The sequence below is a fragment of the Nocardia bhagyanarayanae genome, from assembly GCF_006716565.1.
Taxonomy (GTDB): domain Bacteria; phylum Actinomycetota; class Actinomycetes; order Mycobacteriales; family Mycobacteriaceae; genus Nocardia; species Nocardia bhagyanarayanae.
In genome coordinates this window covers 3199513-3226000 of sequence record NZ_VFPG01000001.1, presented here as the reverse complement: position 1 = coordinate 3226000, position 26488 = coordinate 3199513, and the positions used below count along the sequence as shown (strand labels likewise).

At 68.3% G+C, this 26488-nt stretch carries 2 protein-coding genes; both read right to left on the bottom strand.

Annotated elements, in window-relative coordinates:
- Positions 1 to 49: 49 nt before the first annotated feature.
- Positions 50 to 1096, bottom strand: coding sequence for an alpha/beta fold hydrolase (locus tag FB390_RS33940; protein WP_246124285.1), 1047 nt, complete (start codon positions 1094 to 1096; stop codon positions 50 to 52).
- The gene (locus FB390_RS34220; RefSeq protein ID WP_246124001.1) at positions 979 to 26412 is read right to left on the bottom strand and encodes a type I polyketide synthase; all 25434 of its coding nucleotides are present in this window, start codon (positions 26410 to 26412) and stop codon (positions 979 to 981) included. The genes FB390_RS33940 and FB390_RS34220 overlap by 118 nt, the downstream gene beginning before the upstream one ends.
- Positions 26413 to 26488: the final 76 nt, after the last annotated feature.

The window sequence follows — 26488 nt, the reverse complement described above, 5'->3', positions numbered from 1 at the left end:
CGCCAAGGGAAGCGACCGGGTGGGCCAGGCGCCCACCCGGTCGTCGTTTCTAGCTCTCGAGCCAATCCTCGATCGCCGCCGCCACTTCCGCTGACCCGTCCTCCAGGATCGTGAAGTGGTCGGCCGGTACCGAGACCACGGTGTGCGCCGCATCCCACGGTTCGGCCTGCCAGTTCTCCTGCTCCGCCGAGCTCCCCAGGAAGTTCTCGGCGCACTGGACGAACAGCGTCGGCGTCGTGACGGTGCCGGGCGCCATCTCCTGGAGGAACTGCATGTACCGGCCCATGCCGGTCAGCCGGGCCTGGTCGAAGCGACCGAAGGTGGACTGCGCCGACACCATGTGTTCGGCCATCGACCGCAGCAGCCATTCACCATCGACGTTCACCTTGTAGGTGTCCAACAGGACCACCGCCGTGGGCACCGGGCCCCCGGTCGCTTCCAGGTGCTCGGTGACGCGGTAGGCCAACAGCCCGCCCGAGGAGTACCCGACCAGTACGAACGGATCTCCCTGTGCCGCCTCCAGAACGGAGCGCGCCATCGCCGCCACGGCCGCCGTCTCGGTCGTCGGCAGTGGCTCGCCCGTCCGGCAACCGATCGGCGACAGCGCCAGCACATCACGGGCCGTGCGCAAGTGCGATGCGATCCGCGCGTACTGGTGTGCGCCGCCGGTGGCCAGCGGCGGCGCCAGGCAGATGATGCGCGGCAGGGTGGTGCCCGCGGCGAGCCGCGTGGGCGCCGGCAGACGGTCCAGTTCGTCGGCCGACGAGAACTGCTCGCGCAGCTCCGCGACCGCCCGCAACAGAGCGAACCCCTTGGCGGCCTGGCCGGATGCCACCGCGCCACGGAACATCCCGTACAACGAGTCGTCCACACCGTCGGGTTCGTGGTCGGCCGGTGCCTCGGCGGTGAGCTCCTTCCGCAGGTAGCGGGCCAGCGCCGCCGGCGTCTTGTGATCGAAGATCGCGGCGGTCGGCAGCGTCAGGCCGGTGGAAGCGTTGAGCGCGGTGCGCAGCTCCATGGCGGCCAGCGAGTCGAATCCCGATTCGAGGAAGTCCCGCTCGGGGTCGAGCGCCTCGGCGCTGTCGTGCCCCAGCAGCCGCGCCACGTTCTCCAGAATGTGCGTTTGGAGCCTACGCCGCTGCGGCGCATCCGCTGCCGGTCGGCCTGGCCGAGCCCGTGCGTCAGTCCGGTGTCGGTGTCCCAGAGGCCATAGGCGAGCGAGGTTGCGGGCAGGCCCTCTGCGCGCCGGTGCGTCGCGAGCGCGTCGAGGAACAGGTTGGCGGCCGCATAGCCGCCCTGGCCCGGGGGCGGCACCAAGCCCGCCATCGAGGAGATCGTCACGAAGGCGGAGAGCCCCGCGTCCCTGGTGAGCTCGTGCAAATACCAGGCGGCGTCGGCTTTGGCGCCGAGGCAGTGGTCGATCTGCTCCGGCGTCAGGTTGCCGATCAGCCCGTTGTCGGTGACGCCCGCCGCGTGGACGACCGCACCCAACGGATGCTCGGCGGGTATCGAGGCGAGCAGGTCGCGCAGCGCCGCCCGGTCCGCGACGTCGCAGGCGACTACGCGCGCCTCGGCGCCGAGAGCGGCGAGTTCGGCGACGAGATCCGCGGCGGCGGCCGGGCCACGTCGGCCGACCAGCAGCAGGTGTCGCACACCGTGCTCGCGCACCAGGTGCTTGGCGAGGTAGCTGCCGACGCCGCCGGTACCACCGGTGATCAGCACGGTCCGCTCGGCATCCCAGGGTGTCGGCCGCGGCGATTCGGGTGCGGCGGCGCGGACGAGCCGCGGCACCCTTGTCCCCTCCGCATGGAGGCTCAGTTCCGGCTCGCCCGTCAGCGCTGCCGCGACCAGGTGCTCCGCCGTCGCCGCCGCAGGTGCCTCGATGAGCACGATCCGCCCCGAGTTCTCCGCTTGCGCCGCCCGCACCAGGCCCCACACCGCGGCCGCGGCCGGGTCGGCCGTGCTCTCGGTGATCACGGCGAGAGTGCTTGCGGCGTAACGTTCCTCGCTCGCAAACCGCTGGAGGACGCCGAGCGTGCGGTGCACCGCCGTGCGCAGCCGGACCGGCGCGTCACCGCCCTCGACCGGGGGCCGGAAGAGGAGGACCGAGGCCGGCTCCGCCGCGCCCCATTCGGCCCAGGTGATTTCCGCGACGGAGCGCGGCTCCGGACCGGGCCGCCACGTGACCTCGTACAGCGCATCGGGTGCGGTCTGCGACGAGGCGGCGAGCAGCTCGACGGACAGCGGGCGCAAGGTGAGCGACCGCACCGAAAGCATCGGCGCCCCAGCAGAATCGGCCATCGCCAGGGTGGCCGTCCCCGCTTGCGGAGGGGTCAACCGAACCCGCACCCGCCGCGCGCCGTCGGCGTGCAGACGCACCGAGGACCACGCGAACGGCACGAGGATCGGACGCTCGGCGTCCTCGTCCCCGCCCCGCGGATGGCTGAAGGCCAGTGCGTGCATCGCCGCGTCGAGCAACGCGGGATGGACGCCATAGCCTTGGGTAGCGGTCTGCTCGGGGAGGGAAACCTCGGCGAAGAGATCCTCGCCGCGCCGCCAGAGGGCTTCCAGACCTTGGAAGGCGGGCCCGTAGTTGTACCCGTTGTCGGCGAGTTCGTCGTAAGCGCCGCCCAGCGGCACCGGCGCGGCGCCGACCGGCGGCCACTGCGCGAACTCGGCCCAGCCTTCCGCTTCGTCGGTCTCCCGGCCCGGGCTCACCGTGCCTTCCGCATGGTGGCTCCACGGGAGCGACGGATCGTCATCGTCCTTGCGGGAGTAGATGTCGAGCCGCCGGCGACCGTCCTCGGCCGCCGCACCGGCGATCACCTGGATTTGCACACCGCCGTGCCCGTGGAGCACGAGTGGCGCCAGCAGAGCGAGCTCCTCCAGTTCCGGGCAGCCGACCTGGTCTCCGGCGTGCAGGGCCAGCTCGACGAATCCGGTGCCGGGCAGCAGCACGGTGCCGCGCACGTCGTGATCGGCCAGCCAGGGGTGGGTGGCCGTGGACAGGCGGCCGGTGAACCGGACACCCCCGCTCTCCGGCTGGGCCACCAACGCGCCGAGCATGGGATGGTCGGTGGACCGCAGACCGAGCGTGTGCGCCTCTCCGGCGTGCAGTTGGCCGGTGACCCAGAAGCGGCGGCGCTGGAAGCTGTACGTCGGCAGATCCGTCTTCGCCGCCCCGGTACCGGCGTGGTACGCCGCCCAGTCGACCGTCGTGCCCGCGACGTAGAGCCGGGCGAGTCCGGTCAGCAGAGTCACGGGATCGGCGTTGTCGCGCTTGGCCAGAGCGACCGTGATCGCGGTGTCGAGGGTTTGCGCGACCATCGGGGTCAGCACCGCATCGGGTCCGACCTCGGCGAACCGGGTCACGCCCATATCCGCCATCGTGGTGACGGCGTCGGCGAACCGCACCGAGTTGCGAACCTGCCCGACCCAGTACGAAGGGTCGGTCATCTCGTCCTCGATCCGAGCGCCGGTCACCGTGGACACCAACGCGATACTCGGGCGGCCGAACGTCAAACCCTTTACCACGGTGGCGAATTCGTCCAACATCGGCTCCATCAGCGCCGAATGGGAGGCATGCGATATCCGCAACCGATGCGTCCGCCAACCCCGCTCGGCGCACGCCTGGGCAACCGCGAGGACCGCGGCTTCGACACCGGAGAGCACCACCGAGGACGGACCGTTGATCGCGGCGATCGACACCCCCTCGGCCAGCAGCGGCAGCACCTCGGCTTCCGAAGCGCCGATGGCGACCATCGCGCCACCGGCGGGCAGCGCCTGCATCAACCGGCCGCGCGCGGCCACCAGCGCACACGCATCCGCCAGCGACAGCACTCCCGCGACATGCGCGGCGGCGACCTCGCCGTTCGAGTGACCGGCCACCACATCGGCGCGGAAGCCCCAGGTTTCGAGCAGCCGGTACAACGCCACCTCGAAGGCGAACAATCCCGCCTGGGTGAACACGATCCTGTCGATCAGGGCATCGTCGGTCAATGCGGTACTCAGTGAAACCGGCTGTTCCAGTAGCGGATCCAGGCGCGTGACGATCGCGTCGAAGTGCGCCGCGAACTCCGGATACACCCGGAGCTCGGCGGCCATGCCGGCCCACTGCGCACCGCCACCCGAGAACACCAGACCGGTCGAACCGGGCACCACGCGACCGGTCACCACACCGGGCGCCGGCACGTCCTCGGCCAGCGCCCGCACGCCCGCGAGGAGATCGTCGCGATCGCCGCCCAGGACAACGGCTCGATGGTCGAACTCGGCACGGGTACTGGCCAGCGAGAACCCGACATCGATCGGGTGCGGTTCGTCGTCGGCCACGTGAGCGGCCAGGCGGGCGGCCTGACCGGCGAGGGCCGCACCACTGCGTGCCGAAATCACCCACGGCAGCACGCCACCCGCCGGATCGGTCTTCACCACCGGCGCCGACTCCACGGCCGGGGGCTGCTCCAGGATGACGTGGGCGTTGGTGCCGCTGATACCGAACGAGGACACACCGGCCCGACGCGGCCGATCGGTTTCCGGCCACGCCACCTCTTCGGTCAGCAACCGGACATGGCCTTCCGACCAATCGACCTTCGTGGAGGGCTGATCGACGTGCAGCGTCTTGGGCAACACCCCATGGCGCATTGCCATGACCATCTTGATCACACCGCCCACACCGGCAGCGGCCTGGGAATGACCGATGTTGGACTTCAACGATCCCAGCCACAGCGGGCGATCCGCATCCCGGTCCTGCCCGTAGGTGGCCAGCAGCGCTTGGGCCTCGATCGGATCGCCCAACGTCGTTCCGGTGCCGTGGGCCTCCACCGCGTCGACCTCGACCGGCGAGACCCCAGCATTGGCCAACGCCTGCCGGATCACTCGCCGCTGCGACGGACCGTTCGGCGCGGTCAAACCATTCGACGCACCATCCTGATTCACCGCCGAACCAGCGATCACCGCCAACACTTCATGACCATTACGGCGGGCATCGGACAACCGCTCCAGCACCAGCACACCGGCGCCCTCGGCCCAGCCGACACCGTCGGCCGCGTCGGCGAAGGACTTGCACCGACCATCCGGCGACAACCCCCGCTGCCTGCTGAACTCCACGAACGTCTCCGGTGTCGCCATCACCGCGACACCACCGGCCAACGCCAGATCGGATTCACCCGACCGCAGCGACTGCGCGGCCAGATGCAGCGCCACCAGCGAGGACGAGCAGGCCGTATCCACGGAGACGGCGGGGCCTTCCAGCCCCAGCGTGTAGGCGATCCGGCCGGAGACCAAGCTGCCGGTCGCGTTGCCCCCGCTGCCCTGGGCGTAGTCGTGGTACATGACACCGGTGAACACGCCGGTCGAGCTGCCACGCAGCGCAGCCGGATCCACACCGGCCCGCTCCAGCGCCTCCCATGTCGTTTCCAGCAGTTGCCGCTGTTGCGGATCCATGATCGTGGCCTCGTTCGGGCCGATCCCGAAGAAGTCCGCGTCGAAATCGGCTGCGGCGTGCAGGAATCCGCCTTCCCGGGTGTAGGACTTGCCCGCCCGGCCGGGTTCCGGATCGTAGAGCCCCTCGATATCCCAGCCGCGGTCGACGGGGAGCATCGATATCGCATCCCCACCGCTGTGAACCAGTTCCCAGAGCTCCTCGGGAGAAGTGACCCCGCCGGGATAGCGGCAGGCCATTCCGACCACGACGATCGGGTCGTCGTCGACCGCCCTGCTGGCGGTGACCTCGACCTCCCGGCTGATGCCCGCGAACTCGTCGGCCAGATACTTCGCCAGCGCCTGCGGTGTCGGGTAGTCGAACACCAACGTCGCGGGCAATCGCAGACCCGTGACGTCGTTGAGAGAGTTGCGGAACTCGATCCCGCTGATCGAATCGAAACCCAGCTCGTTGAAGGCCTTGTCGGCAGCGACGGCGTTCACGTCCTGGTGACCCAGAATCGCCGCGACCTGACCGCGCACGATCTCCACCAGAACACCGAGACGTTCGCCCTCGGGCGTGGTCGCCAACCGAGCGCGGAGGGCGGTGGCCGCTCCGGAGGCCGCCTTCCTGCGTTGCGGGACCAGCCCGGAGAACAGTGCGGGAGCGGCGAATCCCGCGCTGCGCACGGCATCCAGGTCCAAGCGGGCCAGCACGGGGGCCGCCGCGTCGATCCCGGTAGCCGCGTCGAACAGCGCGAGGCCTTGCTCTTCCGAGAGCGGCAGCATGCCCGACCGAGACATGCGGTGCCGGTCCCGGTCGCTGAGTTCCGCGGCCATACCCCCGTCCATGCTCCACAGACCCCAGGCGTACGACTGGCCGGGCAGCCCGGAAGCCTTGCGGTGGGCCGCCAAAGCGTCCAAGCACGCGTTGGCCGCGGCATAGTTGCCCTGACCGGCATTACCGAACGCACCGGCCACCGAACTGAACAACACGAACGCCTTCAACGGCAGATCAGCGGTCAGCTCGTGCAAATGCAGGGCCGCATCGACCTTGGGACCCAACACCGCATCCAACCGCTCCGTGGTGAGTGAACCGATCGCACCATCGTCGAGCACACCGGCCAGATGGAACACACCCGCGAGCGGATGATCAGCGGGCACGTCGGCCAACACCTGCGCCAGCGCGCCACGATCGGCGACATCACAAGCGACGAACCCGACCTCGACACCCAAGCCCTCCAGCTCCGCACGCAATTGCGCAGCGCCGGAAGTGGATTCACCGCGCCTGCTCACCAGCAGCAAGCGCCGGACACCGCGCGTGGCAACCAGGTGGCGGGCGAACAATCCACCCAGGTAGCCGCTGGCACCGGTGATCAGAACGGTGTCGTCCGGATCGAAGGAGTCGGTCACCGGCTGGGTCGCGCCGGTGGAGACGACTCGGGCGAGTCGCGCACCGTATACCTGCCCATCGCGCACGGCCACCTGAGGTTCGTCCGAAGCCAGGATTCCGCCCAGCAGCGCACCGGATTCGGCATCGGCCGCCGTGGAATCGGTGTCGATCAACACGAACCGGCCGGGATTCTCCGCCTGTGCGGAGCGAACCAGACCACACACGGCCGCACCGGCCAAGTTCGTAATGTGCTCCCCGGCAACGGATACCGCACCACGGGTCCGAACCACCAGCACCGACTCACCGAACCGCCGATCGGCGATCCAGGACTGAAGCACCCGCAGTACCTCGTGGGTCGCGGCACGCACCGCGGTGGGATCGTTGCCCGCCGGGCACCCCAACACCACCACCTGCGGAACCTGCTCGCTCTCCTCACCCAGATCCGCCCACGACAGGACGGTGCGGTCGGCTTCGGACACCGCGATCGGTGTCCAGCCGATGTCGAACAGCGCCGTGCGTTCGATGGGTGTCCCGGCGGTGAGCTGCGCCGGATCGATGGGCCGGGAAGCCAAGTGCCGCACCACGGCTACCGGAGCACCCGTCATGTCCGCAAGATCCAAACCGACCGTGCGTTCACCGGTACGGGTGAGCCGAACTCGCAACGCGTCGGCCCCGGCCGCGTGCACCGTGACACCGGACCACTCGAACGGCAACGCCAGACCGGTTCCATCCGCCGAGGTGTCGTCGGCGAAACGCAGAGCGTGCAAGGCGGCGTCGAGCAGTGCGGGATGCAGTCCGAACCGTTCCGCCTCGGATCGAGCCTGCTCGGGCAAGACGACCTCGGCATACAGCGACCCGTCGGATCCCCGCCACACCGACCGCAACGCCTGGAACACCGGACCGTAGTGATAGCCCTGCGCATCGAGGGACTCGTAAACCCCTTCGACATCGACCGCGACCGCACCGGCGGGCGGCCACTGCACCAGATCCACGGCCGAGCCGTCGACTCCGGACGCGAGCATGCCCGCGGCATGCAATGTCCACGACCGCGCCGACACCGTGTCGACGTCGTCATCGGGGCGGGAGAAGATCCGCACCGCGCGACGGCCGGTCTCGTCCTCGGCGTCGACGACAACGCGCACCGCGACCCCGGTCGACTCCGACAGTGTCAGCGGGGCTCGGAGGATCAACTCCTCGAGGGTCGAGTAGCCGACCTGTTCGCCGGCGTGCAGGGCGAGCTCGACCAGACCGGTGCCGGGGAGCACCACGGTGTCCATGACCCGGTGATCGGCCAGCCACGGCTGCGTCCGCATCGACAACCTGCCACTGACGGCGACCACATCGGAGTCCGGTTGGGTGACGACCACCGAGGCCAGGGGGTGTCCGGTGGCCACGAAACCCATGGCTCGCGCGTCACCGCTACCGGCGGACCCTTCGGCCCAGTAGCGGCGATGTTGGAAGGCGTAGGTGGGCAAGTCGATTCGTTGTGCCGCGGTGCCGGTGTAGTAACGGGCCCAGTCCACCTCGGCGCCGGAGACGAACAACTCGGCGACCCCGGCCACCACCGTGGACACATCGGTCTGGTCGCGGCGCGCCAGCGCCACCACCGTGCAAGCCGTGCCCTCCGTCGTGTGGTCCACGACCTGGGCGGTCATCGGGGTGAGCACGGCGTCGGGTCCGACCTCGGCGAACCGGGTCACACCCATGGCCGCCATCGCGGTGACCGCGTCGGCGAAGCGGACGGTGTCGCGCACTTGACCGACCCAATACGACGGATCCGACATCTCGTCGCCGATCCGGGCACCGGTCACCGTGGAGATCAGCGGGATGCTCGGGCGAGTGAACGTCAAACCCTTGATCGCCGAGGCGAATTCGGCGAGCATCGGCTCCATCGCCGCGGAGTGGAAAGCGTGCGAGACCCGCAATCGATGCGTCCGCCAACCACGCTCGGCGCATGCCTCGACGACCGGCAGGACCGACTCCTCGACACCGGAGAGCACCACCGACGACGGACCGTTCACCGCCGCGATCGACACCCCGCCCTCGAGTAGCGGCAGGACATCGGTCTCCGACGCACCGACCGCGACCATCGCCCCACCGGCTGGCAACGCCTGCATCAACCGGCCACGCGCCGCCACCAGCACACACGCATCCGCCAGCGACATCACTCCGGCCACATGTGCGGCGGCGATTTCGCCGATCGAGTGACCGGCCACCACAGCGGCTCGGACACCCCAGGATTCGAGCAGCCGGAACAACGCCACCTCGAAGGCGAACAACCCGGCCTGCGCGAACACCGTCTGGTCGACCAAGTCATCGCTCGCCAAGGCTTCACTCAGCGAAGTCGACTGCCCCAGGGCGGGTTCCAACTCGGTGACGATCGCATCGAAATGCTCGGCGAACACCGGATACGCCGCACGCAGCTGGTCGGCCATACCCGCCCACTGCGCACCCTGACCGGAAAACACCAGACCTGTCGAACCCGATACCACACGACCGGACACCACATGTGGCGACTGCACTCCAGCAGCCAATGCCCGCATACCCGCCAGCAGATCGGCACGACCCTCGGCCACCACCACGGCCCGATGCTCGAAAACACTGCGCGTCGAGGCCAACGAGAAGCCGACATCGAGCGGATCATGCTCGCGCACATGCGATATCAATCGATCGGCCTGAGCCGCAAGAGCATCGCTATTGCGTGCCGAGACCACCCACGGCAACACAGGCGGGACCGTCCGCACAACCGGCACCGGAGCAGACTCAACCACCGGGGGCTGTTCCAGGATGACGTGCGCATTCGTGCCGCTGATACCGAACGAGGACACACCAGCCCGACGCGGCCGATCCACCACCGGCCACTCCACCGGCTCCGTCAGCAACCGCACATGGCCTTCGGACCAATCCACCTTCGTAGAGGGCTGATCCACGTGCAGCGTCTTGGGCAGCACGCCATGGCGCATCGCCATGACCATCTTGATCACACCGCCCACACCCGCGGCGGCCTGCGCGTGACCGATGTTGGACTTCAACGACCCCAACCACAACGGACGATCCGGATCCCGGTCCTGCCCGTAGGTGGCCAGCAGCGCCTGGGCCTCGATCGGATCACCCAAAGTGGTACCGGTGCCATGAGCCTCCACCGCATCGACCTCGGTTGCGGAGACCCCCGCGTTCGCCAAGGCTTGGCGAATCACCCGACGCTGCGACGGACCATTCGGCGCGGTCAAACCATTCGACGCACCATCCTGATTCACCGCCGAACCAGCGATCACGGCGAGAACCTGATGACCATTGCGCTGAGCATCGGACAAGCGTTCCAACACCAGAACACCGGCACCTTCGGACCAGGCGACACCATCGGCCGCGTCGGCGAAGGACTTACACCGCCCGTCCGGCGACAACCCGCGCTGGCGAGAGAACTCCACGAACGTCTCCGGGGTGGCCATCACCGCCACACCACCGGCCAACGCCAGATCGCACTCACCCGACCGCAACGACTGCGCGGCCAGATGCATCGCCACCAGCGACGACGAACACGCCGTATCCACCGACACCGCCGGGCCTTCCAACCCCAGCGTGTAGGCGATCCGACCCGACACCAGGCTGCCGGTGGCGTTGCCACCGTTCCCCTGCCCGTAGTCGTGGTACATCACACCGGTGAACACCCCGGTCGAACTGCCGCGCAGTACCGCCGGATCCACACCGGCCCGCTCCAACGCCTCCCACGTCGTCTCCAGGAGCTGCCGCTGTTGCGGATCCATCCCCGTGGCCTCGTTGGGGCTGATTCCGAAGAACTCGGCGTCGAAATCCGCTGCGGAGTAGAGGAATCCACCCCGGCGCGTATAGGTTTTGCCCGCCTTGCCGGGTTCGGGATCGTAGATATCGTCGATGTCCCAGCCACGATCCGTCGGCAACTCACCGGTGCTGTCGCCGCCCGACATGACCAGAGTCCACAGGTCTTCGGGTGAGGCGACACCACCCGGGTAACGGCAGGCCATTCCGACCACGGCGATCGGCTCGTCGTCGACCGCCCTGCTGGCGGTGACCTCGACCTCCCGGCTGGTGCCCGCGAACTCGTCGGCCAGATACTTCGCCAGAGCCTGCGGTGTCGGGTAGTCGAACACCAGGGTCGCGGGTAGTTGCAGGCCCGTCACGGTTTTGAGCGCGTTGCGGAACTCCACGGCGGCGAGCGAGTCGAAGCCCAGCTCACCGAAGGCCTTGTCGGCCGCGATCGCATTCGCGTCCTGATGTCCGAGAATCGCCGCGACCTGTCCGCGGATGATCTCGACTAGAACACCGAAACGTTCCTCGTCGGGAGTGTTCGCCAAACGCGCGCGAAGCGCCGTGAAAGCACCCGAGGCGGCCTTGCGGCGCTGCGGAATCAGCGCGGAAAACACCGGGGGCACCGGCAATCTCGAATTGCGCATCGCGTCGAGGTCGAAACGTGCGAGGACCGGGGCGGCCGTGTCCAACTGGATCGCGGCATCGAACAGCGCGAGACCCTGCTCCTCCGAGATCGGCAGCATGCCCGACCGAGACATGCGCTGCCGGTCCCGGTCGCTGAGTTCCGCGGCCATACCCCCGTCCCACAATCCCCAGGCCAACGACATACCGCGGCTGCCCGAGGCCCTGCGGTGCGCCGCCAAAGCGTCCAAGCACGCGTTGGCCGCGGCATAGTTGCCCTGACCGGCATTACCGAACGCACCGGCCACCGAACTGAACAACACGAACGCCTTCAACGGCAGATCAGCGGTCAACTCGTGCAAATGCAGGGCCGCATCGACCTTGGGACCCAACACCGCATCCAACCGCTCCGCGGTGAGCGAACCGATCGCACCATCATCGAGCACACCGGCCAGGTGGAAGACGCCGGTCAGCGGGTGCGCGGCAGGCACGTTGGCGAGCACCCGCGCCAGCGCGTCACGATCGGCGACATCGCAGCCGACGAACTCGACCTCCGCACCCGAACCCTCCAGCTCTGCCCGCAATTCAGCGGCACCGGACGCGGATTCACCACGCCTGCTCACCAACAACAGCCGCCGCACACCATGCGCGTCGACCAAGTGCCGAGCGAACACCCCACCGAGCGAACCACTCGCACCGGTGAGCAGAACGGTGTCGTCCGGACCGAAAGACGCGCTCACAGCCGCGGCGGAACCTTCGCCCGCAGCTGCCGTCGGCGCGGCGATCCGGCCGAGGCGCGCACCGTGTACTTGCCCCGCACGCACCGCCACCTGCGGTTCGGCCGCGGCGACGATTCCGCCCAGCAGTCCGTCGAGTTCGGAATCGGTGTCGACCAACACGATCCGGCCAGGGTTCTCCGCCTGCGCGGACCGAACCAGACCACACACGGCCGCACCGGCCAAGTTCGTGATGTCTTCCCCGGCCACCGAGACAGCACCGCTGGTCCGGACGACGAGCACCGACTCACCGAACCGTTGATCCGCGATCCAGGACTGCACTACCTCGAGCACCTCGTGCGTCGCGGCACGGATAGCGGCGGCATCGTTGCCCGTCGGGCAGTCGAACACCACCACCTGCGGAACCTGCGCACCGAGCGCCGCCCACGCGACCGCGGTGACTTCGGCCGCACGCACCGCGATCGGTGTCCAGCCGATCTGGAACAACGCATTACCGACGGCGGATCCGCCGACAGCGAGCTGCGCGGGATCGATCGGCCGAGTCGCCAAATGCCGTACCGTCGCCACGGCGGCACCCGTCGTGTCCGCCAAATCCAGTGCCACACCGTGCTCGCCGACGCGGGTGAGCCGAACTCGCAACGCGTCGGCCCCGGCCGCGTGCACGGTGACACCGGACCACTCGAACGGCAACGCCAGACCGGTTCCATCCGCCGAGGTGTCGTCGGCGAAACGCAGAGCGTGCAAGGCGGCGTCGAGCAGTGCGGGATGCAGTCCGAACCGTTCCGCCTCGGATCGAGCCTGCTCGGGCAAGACGACCTCGGCATACAGCGACCCGTCGGATCCCCGCCACACCGACCGCAACGCCTGGAACACCGGACCGTAGTGATAGCCCTGCGCATCGAGGGACTCGTAAACCCCTTCGACATCGACCGCGACCGCACCGGCGGGCGGCCACTGCACCAGATCCACGGCCGAGCCGTCGACTCCGGACGCGAGCATGCCCGCGGCATGCAGCGTCCACGACGCCACGGCATCGACACCGTCGTCGGGCCGGGAGAAGATCCGCACCGCGCGACGGCCGGCCTCGCCCTCGGCGTCGACCACGACGCGCACCGCGACCCCGGTCGACTCCGACAGTGTCACCGGGGCTTGCAGGACCAGTTCCTCGAGGGTCGAACAGCCGACCTGTTCCCCTGCGTACAAGGCGAGTTCGACCAAGCCGGTGCCGGGAAGCAGCACGGTGTCCACAACCGTGTGATCGGCCAGCCACGGGTGCGTCGGCACCGACAGGCGACCGGTGAGAGTCACCGCGTCGGAGTCCGGTTGCGAGACGATCACTGAGACAAGCGGGTGCCCGGTGGCGACGAGACCCATCGCCCGGGCATTACCCCCGGCGGCGGACCCTTCGGCCCAATAGCGGCGACGCTGGAAAGCGTAGGTGGGCAAGTCGGTTCGTCGAGCACCGGCACCGGCATACAGACCGGCCCAGTCCACCTCGGCACCGGAGACGAACAGCTCGGCCACCGCACCCAGCACCGTGGCAGGGTCGGCATGGTCGCGGCGCGCCAACGCCACCACAGTCGCACCCGATGCGTCCGCGCTCGCTCGGCGCTCGTCGAGAGTCTGGGCGATCATCGGAGCCAACACGGCGTCCGGTCCGACCTCGGCGAACCGGGTCACACCGGTGTCCGCCATCGTCGCGACCGCATCGGCGAAACGCACCGTGTCACGAACCTGACCGACCCAGTACGACGGAGCACACATCTCGTCGGTGACCCGCGCACCGGTCACCGAAGACACCAACGCGATGTTCGGACGTGTGAACGTCAAACCCTCGATAGCCGAAGCGAAGTCATTGAGCATCGGCTCCATCGATGCCGAATGGAAGGCATGTGAAACTCGCAACCTGCTTGTGCGCCAGCCGCGTTCGGCACACGCCTCAGCGACGGTCACGACGTCGTCCTCTACACCGGACAACACCACCGACGACGGACCATTCACAGCCGCGATCGAAACACCGGCCGCCAGCCCACCGTCCAGCAACGCCAGCACATCAGCTTCCGACGCACCAACCGCAACCATCGCCCCACCAGCGGGCAGAGCCTGCATCAACCGACCACGCGCCGCCACCAACACACACGCATCCGCCAACGACAACACACCAGCCACATGCGCAGCAGCGACCTCACCGATCGAATGCCCGGCCACCACATCCGGCCGCACACCCCACGACTCCAGCAGCCGGAACAACGCCACCTCGAACGCGAACAAGCCAGCCTGGGCGAACACCGTCTGGTCGACCAGATCCTCCGACGACAGCGCCTCACCCAGCGAAACGGACTGCCCCAGCAGGGGTTCCAGCTCAGCAACGATCGCGTCGAAAGCTTCGGCGAACACCGGATACGCCGCACGCAACTCGTCGGCCATACCGGCCCACTGCGCACCCTGACCGGAAAACACCACACCCGTCGAACCCGCCACCACACGACCGGACACCACACCCGGTGCCTGCTCACCCGAAGCCAGCGCCCGCACTCCCGCGAGCAGTTCATCACCACCCTCGGCCAGAACAACCGCACGATGCTCGAACACACCGCGCGTCGACGCCAACGAGAAACCGACATCCACCGGATCCACGTCGTGCTCGGCCACATACGACGCCAGACGCCCGGCCTGACCGGCAAGAGCCGCACCGCTGCGCGCCGAAACCACCCACGGCACCACACCCGGAACCGACTCGACCACCGGCGCCGACTCCACCGGCGCCGGTGCCACGATCGGAGCCTGCTCCAGGATGAGGTGAGCGTTCGTCCCGCTGATACCGAACGAGGACACACCGGCCCGACGCGGCCGATCGGTCTCCGGCCACGCCACCTGCTCGGTCAGCAACCGGACATGCCCCTCGCTCCAATCGACCTTGGTGCTGGGCTGGTCGACGTGCAGCGTCCGCGGCAGCACGCCGTGGCGCATCGCCATGACCATCTTGATCACACCACCCACACCCGCGGCGGCCTGAGTGTGACCGATGTTGGACTTCAACGACCCCAACCACAGTGGACGATCCGCGTCGCGATCCTGTCCATAGGTGGCCAGCAGCGCCTGGGCTTCGATCGGATCACCCAACGTCGTACCGGTGCCATGGGCTTCCACCACATCGACCTCGGTCGGAGAGACTCCCGCGTTCGCAAGGGCTCGGCGGATCACCCGCCGTTGCGACGGACCGTTCGGCGCGGTCAAACCATTCGACGCACCATCCTGATTCACCGCCGAACCAGCGATCACCGCCAAAACCTGGTGACCATTGCGGTGCGCGTCGGACAGGCGTTCCAGCACCAACACACCGGCGCCTTCGGACCAGCCGACACCATCGGCCGTATCGGAGAAGGACTTGCATCGCCCGTCCGGCGACAATCCCCGTTGCCTGCTGAACTCCACAAAGATCTCGGGTGTCGCCATCACCGCGACACCACCGGCCAACGCCAGATCGCACTCCCCCGACCGCAACGACTGCGCGGCCAAATGCATCGCCACCAACGACGACGAGCACGCCGTGTCCACGGTGACCGACGGCCCTTCCAGGCCGAACACGTACGACACCCGCCCGGACACCAGACTCCCGGCTGCGCTGTTGCCGCTGCCCTGGGCGTAGTCGTGGTACATCATGCCGGTGAACACCCCGGTCGAACTGCCGCGCAGCGCGGCCGGATCCACACCGGCGCGCTCCAAAGCCTCCCACGACGTCTCCAGCAGCAACCGCTGCTGGGGATCCATCGCCGTGGCCTCGTTGGGGCTGATGCCGAAGAACTCGGCGTCGAAATCGGCTGCGCTGTAGAGGAACCCACCCTGACGCGTGTAGGTCTTACCGACCTTGCCGGGCTCCGGATCGTAGATGCCCTCGATATCCCAGCCGCGATCCACCGGCAACTCACCGGTGGTATCCACGCCCGAAACGACCAGATTCCACAGGTCTTCCGGCGAGGCGACCCCACCGGGATAGCGACAAGCCATCGCCACCACGGCGATCGGGTCGTCGTCGACAGTCTTGCCTGCGCTGATCTCGATGTCCTGGCCGGTGCCGGTGAGCTCGTCGGCCAGGTACTTGGCCAAGGTCTGCGGTGTCGGGTAGTCGAACACCAGCGTCGCGGGCAGCTGCAGACCGGTGGCGGTCCCGAGCGCGTTACGGAACTCGATCGCGGTGATCGAGTCGAAACCCAGCTCGCTGAACGCCTTGTCGGCGTCGACCGCGTTCGCGTTCTGGTGCCCCAGCGTCGCGGCGACCTGGCTGCGCACGATCCCGACCAGCACACCGAAGCGTTCGCTGTCCGGAGTGCTCGCCAACCGAGCACGCAACGCCTTGGCGGCACCGGAGACCGCCTTACGGCGCTGCGGGATCAGACCGGAGAGGAGCGTGGGCGTGTCGAACCCGTTGCCGCGCAAGGCATCCAAATCCAGTCGGGCGAGCAGGAGCGTGGCGGCGTCGATCCGGCTGGCGGCGTCGAACAGCGCGCGGCCCTGCTCCTCCGAGATCGGCAGCATGCCCGACCGCGACATGCGCTGCCGGTCGACCTCGCTGAGCTCGCCCGCCATACCTCCGTCCCACAATCCCCACGCCAGCGACACACCGCGGCGACCGGAAGCCCTGCGGTGCGCCGCCAACGCGTCCAAGCACGCATTGGCCGCGGCATAGTTGCCCTGGCCCGCGCCACCGAACGCACCCGCCACCGAACTGAACAACACGAAGGCCTGCAACGGCAGATCAGCGGTCAGCTCGTGCAGATGCAGCGCAGCATCGACCTTGGGCCCCAGCACCGTGTCCATCCGAGCCGGGGTCAGCGAGGCGATGGCACCGTCATCGAGCACACCGGCCAGGTGGAACACGCCGGTCAGCGGGTGCGCGGCAGGCACGTTGGCGAGAACCCGCGCCAGCGCGTCACGATCGGCGACATCGCAGGCGACGAACTCGACCTCGGCGCCCAAACCATGTAGCTCCGTGCGCAATTCAGCGGCACCGGAAGCGGATTCACCACGCCTGCTCACCAACAACAGCCGCCGCACACCATGCGCGTCGACCAGATGCCGAGCGAACAACCCACCGAGCGAACCACTCGCACCGGTGACCAGAACGGTGTCGTCCGGCCCGAAAGACCAACTCTCGGCCGCTTCGGTTGCCGGAGCCGAAACCCGGCCCAGGCGCGCGGCATGCACTTGCCCGTCGCGCACGGCCACCTGAGGTTCGCCCGCGGCCAGAATCCCACCGAGCAGCCCGCCGAATTCAGCACCGCGGTCAGCTGCACCGATGTCGATCAGCACGATACGGCCGGGGTTTTCGGCTTGCGCGGAACGAACGAGACCACCCACCGCGGCACCGGCCAGGTTCGTGATGTCCTCCCCGGCTACCGATACCGCGCCGGTCGTTTGGACCACGAGAACCGATTCGGCGAACCGATCCGCTGCCGTCCAGGACTGCAACACCTCGAGGACGTCATGCGTCGCGGCATGAATGGCGGCGGGATCGTTACCCGTCGGGCACTCCAGCAGCACCGCCCGCGGCACCCGCTCGCCGAGATCCGCCCACGCCACCGCGCCGACCTCGACTTCGGAGACCGAGATCGGCGTCCAATCGACTTGGAACACCGCGCTTCTGGCGAGGGACGTCCCCGCAGTGAGCTGCGCTGGATCGATCGGCCGAGATGCCAGGTGTCGCACCGTCGCGACCGGGGCGCCCGTCATGTCCGCCAAATCCAGAGCGACACCGCGCTCGCCTACACGGGTCAGCCGAACGCGCAGCGCGTCGGCCCCGGCCGCATGCACGGTCACGCCGGACCACTCGAACGGCAGGCCGACCCCGGCCTCCGGCACGGGCCCGTCGCCCGCGAAAGACAAGGCGTGCAAGGCGGCATCGAGCAACGCCGGGTGCAGGCCGAACCGCCGCGCCTCGGAGCGCGCTTGTTCGGGCAGCTCGATCTCGGCGTAGATCCCGCCGGTTCCCCGCCACACCGACCGCAACGCCTGGAACACCGGGCCGTAGTGATAGCCCTGCTCGTCGAGAAGGTCGTAGACGCCATCGATATCGACGGCGGTGGCATCGGCGGGCGGCCAAGACGCCAGATCCACTGCGGCGCTGTCGATTCCCGGTGCGAGCACACCTTCGGCGTTCAACGTCCACGACCGCGCCGTGTCGACGTCGTCATCGGGGTGGGAGAAGATCCGTACCGCGCGACGACCCGCCGCGTCCGCGGCGTCGACGACAACGCGCACCGCGACCCCGGCCGACTCCGACAGCACCAGCGGGGCACGCAGGACCAGCTCCGCCAGGCTGGAGCAGCCGACCTGTTCGCCGGCGTGCAGGGCGAGCTCGACGAAACCGGTACCGGGGAACAACACGGTGTCCAGCACCCGGTGATCGGCCAGCCAAGGCTGCGCCTGCGCCGACAGGCGGCCGGTGAGGGTTACGGCATCGGAGTCCGGTTGCGAGACGACCACCGCGGCCAAGGGGTGTCCGGTGGCGACGAGACCCAGCGCCTTGGCGTCACCGCCGTCCGACGCTTGCGCCATCCAATAGTGCCGACGCTGGAAAGCGTAGGTGGGCAACTCGATTCGCCGGGCGCCGGTACCGGTGTACCGGGCGGCCCAGTCCACGTCGGCGCCGGAGACGAACAGCCGGGCCACGGCGGCCGATACGGTGAGCGGGTCGGCATGATCCCGACGCGCCAGCGCCACCATCGTCACCGCGCCCGCGAGATCTCTTCCGCCATCAAGGATCTGGTTGATCATCGCGAAGAGCACGGCGTCGGGTCCGACCTCGGCGAACCGGGTGACTCCGCTCCCGACCATCGTGGTGACCGCATCGGCGAAGCGCACCGTGTCGCGCACCTGACCGACCCAGTACGACGGGTCGGACATCTCGTCGCCGACTCGCGCACCGGTCACCGTCGACACCAACGCGATGGACGGACGGGTGAACGTCAAACCTTCGATTGCCGAAGCGAATTCGGCGAGCATCGGCTCCATCGACGCCGAGTGGAAAGCGTGCGAAACCCGCAACCGATGCGTCCGCCAACCACGCTCGACACAACGATCGACCACAGCGGAAACATCGGCTTCCACGCCGGAGAGCACCACCGACGACGGACCATTGACCGCCGCGATCGACACCCCGCCCGCCAGCTCACCGGCGAACAATGCCAGCACATCGGCCTCCGACGCACCGACAGCAACCATCGCCCCACCCGCGGGCAACGCCTGCATCAACCGGCCACGAGCCGCCACCAGCACACAGGCATCCGCCAGCGACAACACACCCGCCACATGCGCCGCAGCGACCTCACCGATCGAATGACCGGCCACCACATCGGGGAGCACTCCCCAAGATTCGAGCAGCCGGAACAACGCCACCTCGAACGCGAACAACCCAGCCTGCGCGAACACCGTCTGGTCGACCAGATCACCGCTCGCCAACGCTTCATTCAGCGAAACCGACTGTCCCAGCGACGAATCCAACTCGGCGATGATCGCATCGAAGTGCTCTGCGAACACCGGATACGCCGCACGCAACTCGTCGGCCATACCGGCCCACTGCGCACCCTGACCGGAAAACACCAGGCCGGTCGAACCCGCCACCACGCGACCTGCCACGACACCCGGAACGGATTCGCCGCGACCCAGCGCTTGGACACCCGCTCGCAGACCGTCGCGGTCCGGCGCCAACACCACGGCCCGATGGTCGAACAACGCTCTCGAAGTGATCAGCGAGAAACCGACGTCGATCGGGTCCGCGTCGTGGTCGTCGACGTGCGACGCGAGACGGGTGGCCTGACCGGCGAGCGCCGCACCGCTGCGCGCCGAGAGCACCCACGGCAGCACCCCCGGGAGGGTGTCGACCACCGGAGCCTGCTCCACGACCGGGGCCGAGTCCGGCACCGGCGCCTGTTGGACGATGAGGTGCGCGTTGGTGCCGCTGAGCCCGAAGGAGGACACACCGGCCCGGCGCGGCCGATCCACCACCGGCCACGGCACCGATTCGGTCAGCAACCGAATGTGCCCTTCGGTCCAATCGACTTTGCTGCTGGGCTGATCCACATGCAGGGTCGGAGGCAGCACGCCATGCTGCATTGCCATGACCATCTTGATCACACCACCCACACCGGCCGCGGCCTGCGCGTGACCGATGTTGGATTTCAGCGACCCCAACCACAACGGACGATCCGCATCCCGGTCCTGGCCATAGGTCGCCAGCAACGCCTGCGCCTCGATCGGATCGCCCAACGTCGTTCCGGTGCCGTGCGCTTCCACCGCGTCGACGTCCACCGGCGACACCCCGGCATTGGCCAGGGCTTGCCGGATCACCCGCCGCTGCGACGGACCGTTCGGCGCGGTCAAACCATTCGACGCACCATCCTGATTCACCGCCGAACCAGCGATCACCGCCAAAACCTGGTGACCATTGCGCTGCGCGTCGGACAACCGCTCCAACACCAGAACACCGGCACCCTCGGACCAGGCGACACCATCGGCGCTGTCGGCGAAGGATTTGCACCGCCCGTCCGGCGCCATCCCGCGCTGCCTGCTGAACTCGAGGAACATGTCGGTGGTGGCCATCACCGCCACACCACCGGCCAACGCCAGATCGCACTCCCCCGACCGCAGCGACTGCGCGGCCAGATGCATCGCCACCAGCGACGACGAACACGCCGTATCGACGGTGACCGACGGCCCCTCCAGACCGAACACGTACGACACCCGACCGGACACCAAGCTGCCGCCCGCGCTGCTACCCGTCCCGGTGCCCTGGGCGTAGTCGTGGTACATCACACCGGTGAACACGCCGGTGGCGCTGCCGCGCAGTACCGCAGGATCCAAGCCGGCGCGTTCCAGCGCCTCCCAGGAGACCTCCAGCAGCAACCGCTGCTGGGGATCCATCATCGTGGCTTCGTTGGGGCTGATGCCGAAGAAGTCCGCGTCGAATTCCGCTGCGTCGTAAAGGAACCCACCACGACGGGTGTAGGTCTTGCCCGCCTTGCCCGGCTCGGGGTCGTAGATGCGCTCGATGTCCCAGCCACGATCGACCGGCATCTCACCGGTGCTGTCGCCACCGGAGACGACCAGCCGCCACAGATCCTCCGGCGAGGCGATGCCACCCGGGTAGCGGCAGCTCATCGCCACCACGGCGATGGGCTCGTCGGCGACCGTCCTGCTCGCGGTGATCTCGATGTCCTGGCTCGTGCCGGTGAGCTGGGAATCGATGAACTCGGCGACGATCTGCGGATTCGGATGATCGAAGACGAGGGTGGCCGGTAGCTGCAGCCCGGTCGCGGTGTTGAGTTTGTTGCGGAACTCGATGGCGCTCAGCGAGTCGAACCCGAGCTGCTGGAACGCCTGCTGCGGTTCCACGGCGTCGATCGTGGCGTGACCGAGGGTTTCAGCGGCCACCGAGCGGACGAGGTCCAGCAAGGCGCTGGCACGGTCGGCGTCGGAGAGACCGGCCAGCTTGCGCGCGAAGGCCCGGCCCGCCGGGGTTCCAGTCCGGCGGCGCATCGAGATCGGGGCGATCCCGCGCAGGAGGGCGGGGATCTCCTCGCCCCGTGTCCGGAGCACGGCCGGATCGACCCGGAGGGGAACCAGCTGGGCGGTGTCGGTGGCGATCGCCGCGTCGAACAGCGCGAGGGCGTCGGCCTCGGTCAGCGGCGGGAAGCCCTGCCTGCGCATCCGGTCGAAGTCGTCCTCGGAGAGCTCGGCGCCGAGCCCGGTCGATCTCGCCCACAGGCCGTAGTCGAGAGCGGTCGCGGGCAGTCCCGCGCTGCGACGGTGGGCCGCGAGGGCATCCAGGAAGACATTCGCCGCGGCGTAGTTGGCTTGACCGGCGGCCAGCACGAGGCCGCCCGCCGAGGCCAACAGCACGAACAGCGACAACGAGTGATCGCGGGTGAGTTCGTGCAGATGCCACGCGGCATCGACCTTGGGCCGGAACACACGGTCGATCCGGTCCGGCGTGATCGACTCGATCACGCCGTTGTCGGCGGCTCCGGCCGCGTGCACCACACCCACCAGCGGATGCTCGTCGGAAATGCCGTCCAACAGCGCGGTCAGCGCGGAGCGATCGGAGACATCACACGCGGCGATGGTCACGTGCGCGCCGAGTTCGGACAGCTCCGCGCGAAGCTCGGCCGCGCCGGGAGCATCCGCTCCACGCCGCGACGTCAAAAGCACATGGCGCACATCGTGTTCGGTGACCAGATGCCGAGCGATCACCGCACCCAGACCGCCGGTGCCACCGGTCACCAGCACGGTGCCGGGCTCGGTCAACCGCGCGACCGTGCCCGGTGCATGCCGGGTCAGACGCGGCACGAGCAGCGTCGTCCCGCGGAGCGCGGCCTCCGGTTCCCCGGTCGCCACCGCCGCCGCGACCGAGATCGGGTCGGGGTCGTGATCCAGATCGAGGAGCTGGAACCGACCCGGGTGTTCGGCCTGCGCGGCGCGCACCAGCCCCCACACCGGCGCCTGCCCCAGATCCACCTGCTCCGCATCGGCGGCCGACACGGCCTGCCTGGTTAGCACGACCAAACGGGAACCAGCCCAACGCGAATCGGCCAGCCACTGTTGCACCGTGTCGAGAACCGCGGCGACGAACCCGCGTGCGGCCTCCGGCGCAGCACCATCGTGGTCGGGGCATTCGAGCAACACGATCTCGGGGACAACCGGGTCCTGGGCCGCATCCAGCTCGCCGATCAACGCCGCGAGATCGCCATAACTCGGCACCTCACCGGAACTCCGGCCGGAACCGAGCACCACCACGCGCCCCGGCTGCGCCGTCGGCAGCGGCACGGGGACCCATGCCACGCCGAACAGCGCCTCCGCCACCGGATCCGCGCCGAGACGTTCGGCCGACACCGGCCGGGAAACCAACGCGCCCACCGACAACACCGGCCGACCCTGCTCATCGGCCATCTGGAGACCGATCTGATTGCCTTGCCGCATGATTCGCACTCGCACCGCGGCAGCGCCCGCCGCATGCAGTACCACCCTGTTCCAGGTGAACGGCAGTGCCGGGGAACCGCCATCACCACCGCGGCGGGCATGGACGATTCCGGCGTGCAGGGCCGAGTCGAACAGCGCGGGATGGATGCCGAAGGCCTCGGCGTCCCGCGGATCCGGTAGCGCGACCTCGGCGAACAGCTCGTCGCCACGGTGCCACGCCGCCCGCAAACCCTGGAAGAAGGGCCCGTACCCGTATCCGGCATCGAGCAGTTCGTCGTAGGCGCCGTCGATGGGCAACGGCTGCGCACCGGTCGGCGGCCATTCGGCGAGATCGAAGTCGGCGACCACTTCGCCTTGGGCGAGAACGCCTTCGGCGTGCAACGACCACGGCCCCTCGGCCGTCTGCCGGGAATGCACGCTCAACCGCCGACGACCCGCCTCGTCAGCGGCGGCCACCACGACCTGCACCGAAACATTGCCCGCGCCGGGCAGTGTCAACGGCGTGTACAGGACGAGCTCGTCCACCACGGGGCAGCCAAGCAGACCGCCGACATAACTGGCCAGCTCCACGAAACCAGTACCCGGCAGCAACACCGTGCCGAGCACGCTGTGGTCGGCCAACCACTCCACCGAATCCACCGACCAACGCCCAGTGAAGCTCACCCCACCCGACTCCGGATGCGGCACAACGGCTCCGAGCAAAGGATGGTCGACGACATCGAGTCCGACGGAGGTGACGCCACCCAGCCCGGCGCCCAGCCACGACTGCGCCAACATCTGCTTGGCGTCGAGCCAGAACCGTTCGTGCTGGAAGGCATAGGTGGGCAGGTCGATTCGCTGAGCCCCGGAGTAGAACCCGGCCCAGTCCACCTCGGCGCCGGAGACGAACAACCCGGCCACCCCGGCCAGCACGGCCGACGCATCGGCATTACCTCGACGCGCCAAGGCCACCACCGCGACCGCCTGCGAGTCGTCCGTGATCTGGGTGATCATCGGGGTGAGCACCGCGTCGGGTCCGACCTCGGCGAACCGGGTCACGCCCATATCCGCCATCGTGGTGACCGCGTCGGCGAACCGGACGGTGTCCCTGACCTGACCGACCCAGTACGACGGATCCGACATCTCGTCGGTGACCCGTACACCGGTCACCGTCGACACCAACGCGATGTTCGGACGTGTGAACGTCAAACCCTCGATAGCCGAGGCGAATTCGGCAAGCATCGGCTCCATCGCCGCGGAGTGGAAAGCGTGCGAGACCCGCAACCGATGCGTCCGCCAACCCTGTTCGACACAACGATCGACCACAACATCGACATCAGCTTCCACACCGGAGAGCACCACCGACGACGGACCGTTGACCGCCGCAATCGAAACCCCACCGGCCAGCAAGGGCAGCACATCGGCTTCCGAAGCACCGACAGCAACCATCGCCCCACCGGCAGGCAGCGCCTGCATCAACCGGCCACGCGCCGCCACCAACACACACGCATCCGCCAAGGACATCACCCCGGCCACATGCGCGGCAGCGATCTCGCCGATCGAATGCCCGGCCACCACGTCGGGCCGCACTCCCGAGGATTCGAGCAGCCGGAACAACGCCACCTCGAACGCGAACAACCCCGCCTGCGCGAACACCGTCCGATCGACCACAGCATCGTCGACCAACGCATCACTCAGCGAAACATGCTGCTCCAGAAGCGGATCCAGCTCAGCGACGATCGCATCGAAAGCCTCGGCGAACACCGGATACGCCGCACGCAACTGGTCCGCCATACCCGCCCACTGCGCACCCTGACCGGAAAACACCACACCCGTCGAACCCGCCACCACACGACCGGACACCACACCCGGTGCCTGCTCACCCGAAGCCAGCGCCCGCACTCCCGCGAGCAGTTCATCACCACCCTCGGCCAGAACAACCGCACGATGCTCGAACACACCGCGAGTCGATGCCAGCGAGAACCCGACATCAACGGGACGCAAGTCGTTCTCGGCCACGTGGGAACCCAGACGGGCCGCCTGACCGGCAAGAGCCGCGCCGTTACGCGCCGAAAGCACCCACGGCAACACCCCACCCACCGCTGCGGCTTCGACCACCGGCACCGACTCCGCCGGAGCCTGCTCCGCGACCTGCGGAGCCTGTTCGATGATGACGTGCGCGTTCGTCCCGCTGATCCCGAACGAGGACACACCCGCCCGACGCGGCCGATCTGTCTCCGGCCACGCCACCGCCTCGGTCAGCAACCGCACATGACCTTCGGACCAATCCACCTTCGTAGACGGCCGATCCACATGCAGGGTCCGCGGCAGCACGCCATGGCGCATCGCCATCACCATCTTGATCACACCACCGACACCCGCGGCGGCCTGCGCGTGACCGATGTTGGACTTCAACGACCCCAACCACAACGGACGATCCGGATCACGGTCTTGGCCATAGGTGGCCAGCAGTGCCTGCGCCTCGATCGGATCACCCAATGTCGTACCGGTGCCATGGGCTTCCACCACATCAACATCGGTTGTGGAGACACCCGCGTTCGTCAACGCCTGCCGGATCACCCGACGCTGCGACGGACCATTCGGCGCGGTCAAACCATTCGACGCACCATCCTGATTCACCGCCGAACCAGCAATCACCGCAAGAATCCGATGGCCATTGCGCTGCGCATCGGACAACCGCTCCAACACCAACACACCAACGCCCTCGGACCAACCCACACCATCGGCGCTATCCGAGAAGGACTTGCATCGCCCGTCCGGCGACAACCCCCGCTGGCGAGAGAACTCCACAAACGTCTCCGGGGTTGCCATCACCGCGACACCACCGGCCAACGCCAGATCACACTCACCCGACCGCAACGACTGCGCGGCCGAATGCATCGCCACCAGCGACGACGAGCACGCCGTATCGACGGTGACCGACGGCCCCTCCAGCCCGAAGACATACGAAACCCGGCCGGAGGCAATAGAACCCGAATTCGCGTTCGCCGGATAGTCGTGATACATCATCCCGACGTACACACCGGTTCGGCTGCCCCGCAACGAACGAGGATCGACACCGGCCCGCTCGAACGCCTCCCACGAGGTTTCCAGCAGTAGGAACTGCTGGGGATCCATCATGGCGGCTTCATTGGGACTGATATTGAAGAACGCCGGATCGAATTCCCCTGCGGAGTGCAGGAATCCACCCGCGCGGGTATAGGTGCTGTTCGGCGCCTCGCCGGTGGGATCGTAGAGACGGTCGGTATCCCAGCCACGATTCACGGGGAACTCCGACGTCGCGTCGGTCCCGTCCGCGACCAGCCGCCAGAGGTCCTCGGGAGAGCCGACACCGCCCGGATAACGACACGCCATACCCACGATCGCGATGGGTTCGCGAAGGGCGGCGTCGAGCTTGCGGTTGCGGGCCCGCAACCGCTCCGTCTCTTTGAGCGAGACACGCAACGCCTGCGCGAGCTTCTGGGTGTTGTCGTCGGGCTTCGTCATTGTCGTTTCAGCTCTTCCTACAGTCACCGTGCCTCGGCGGCGAAACAACGTGGCCGAAGCATGATTTCGATGCATT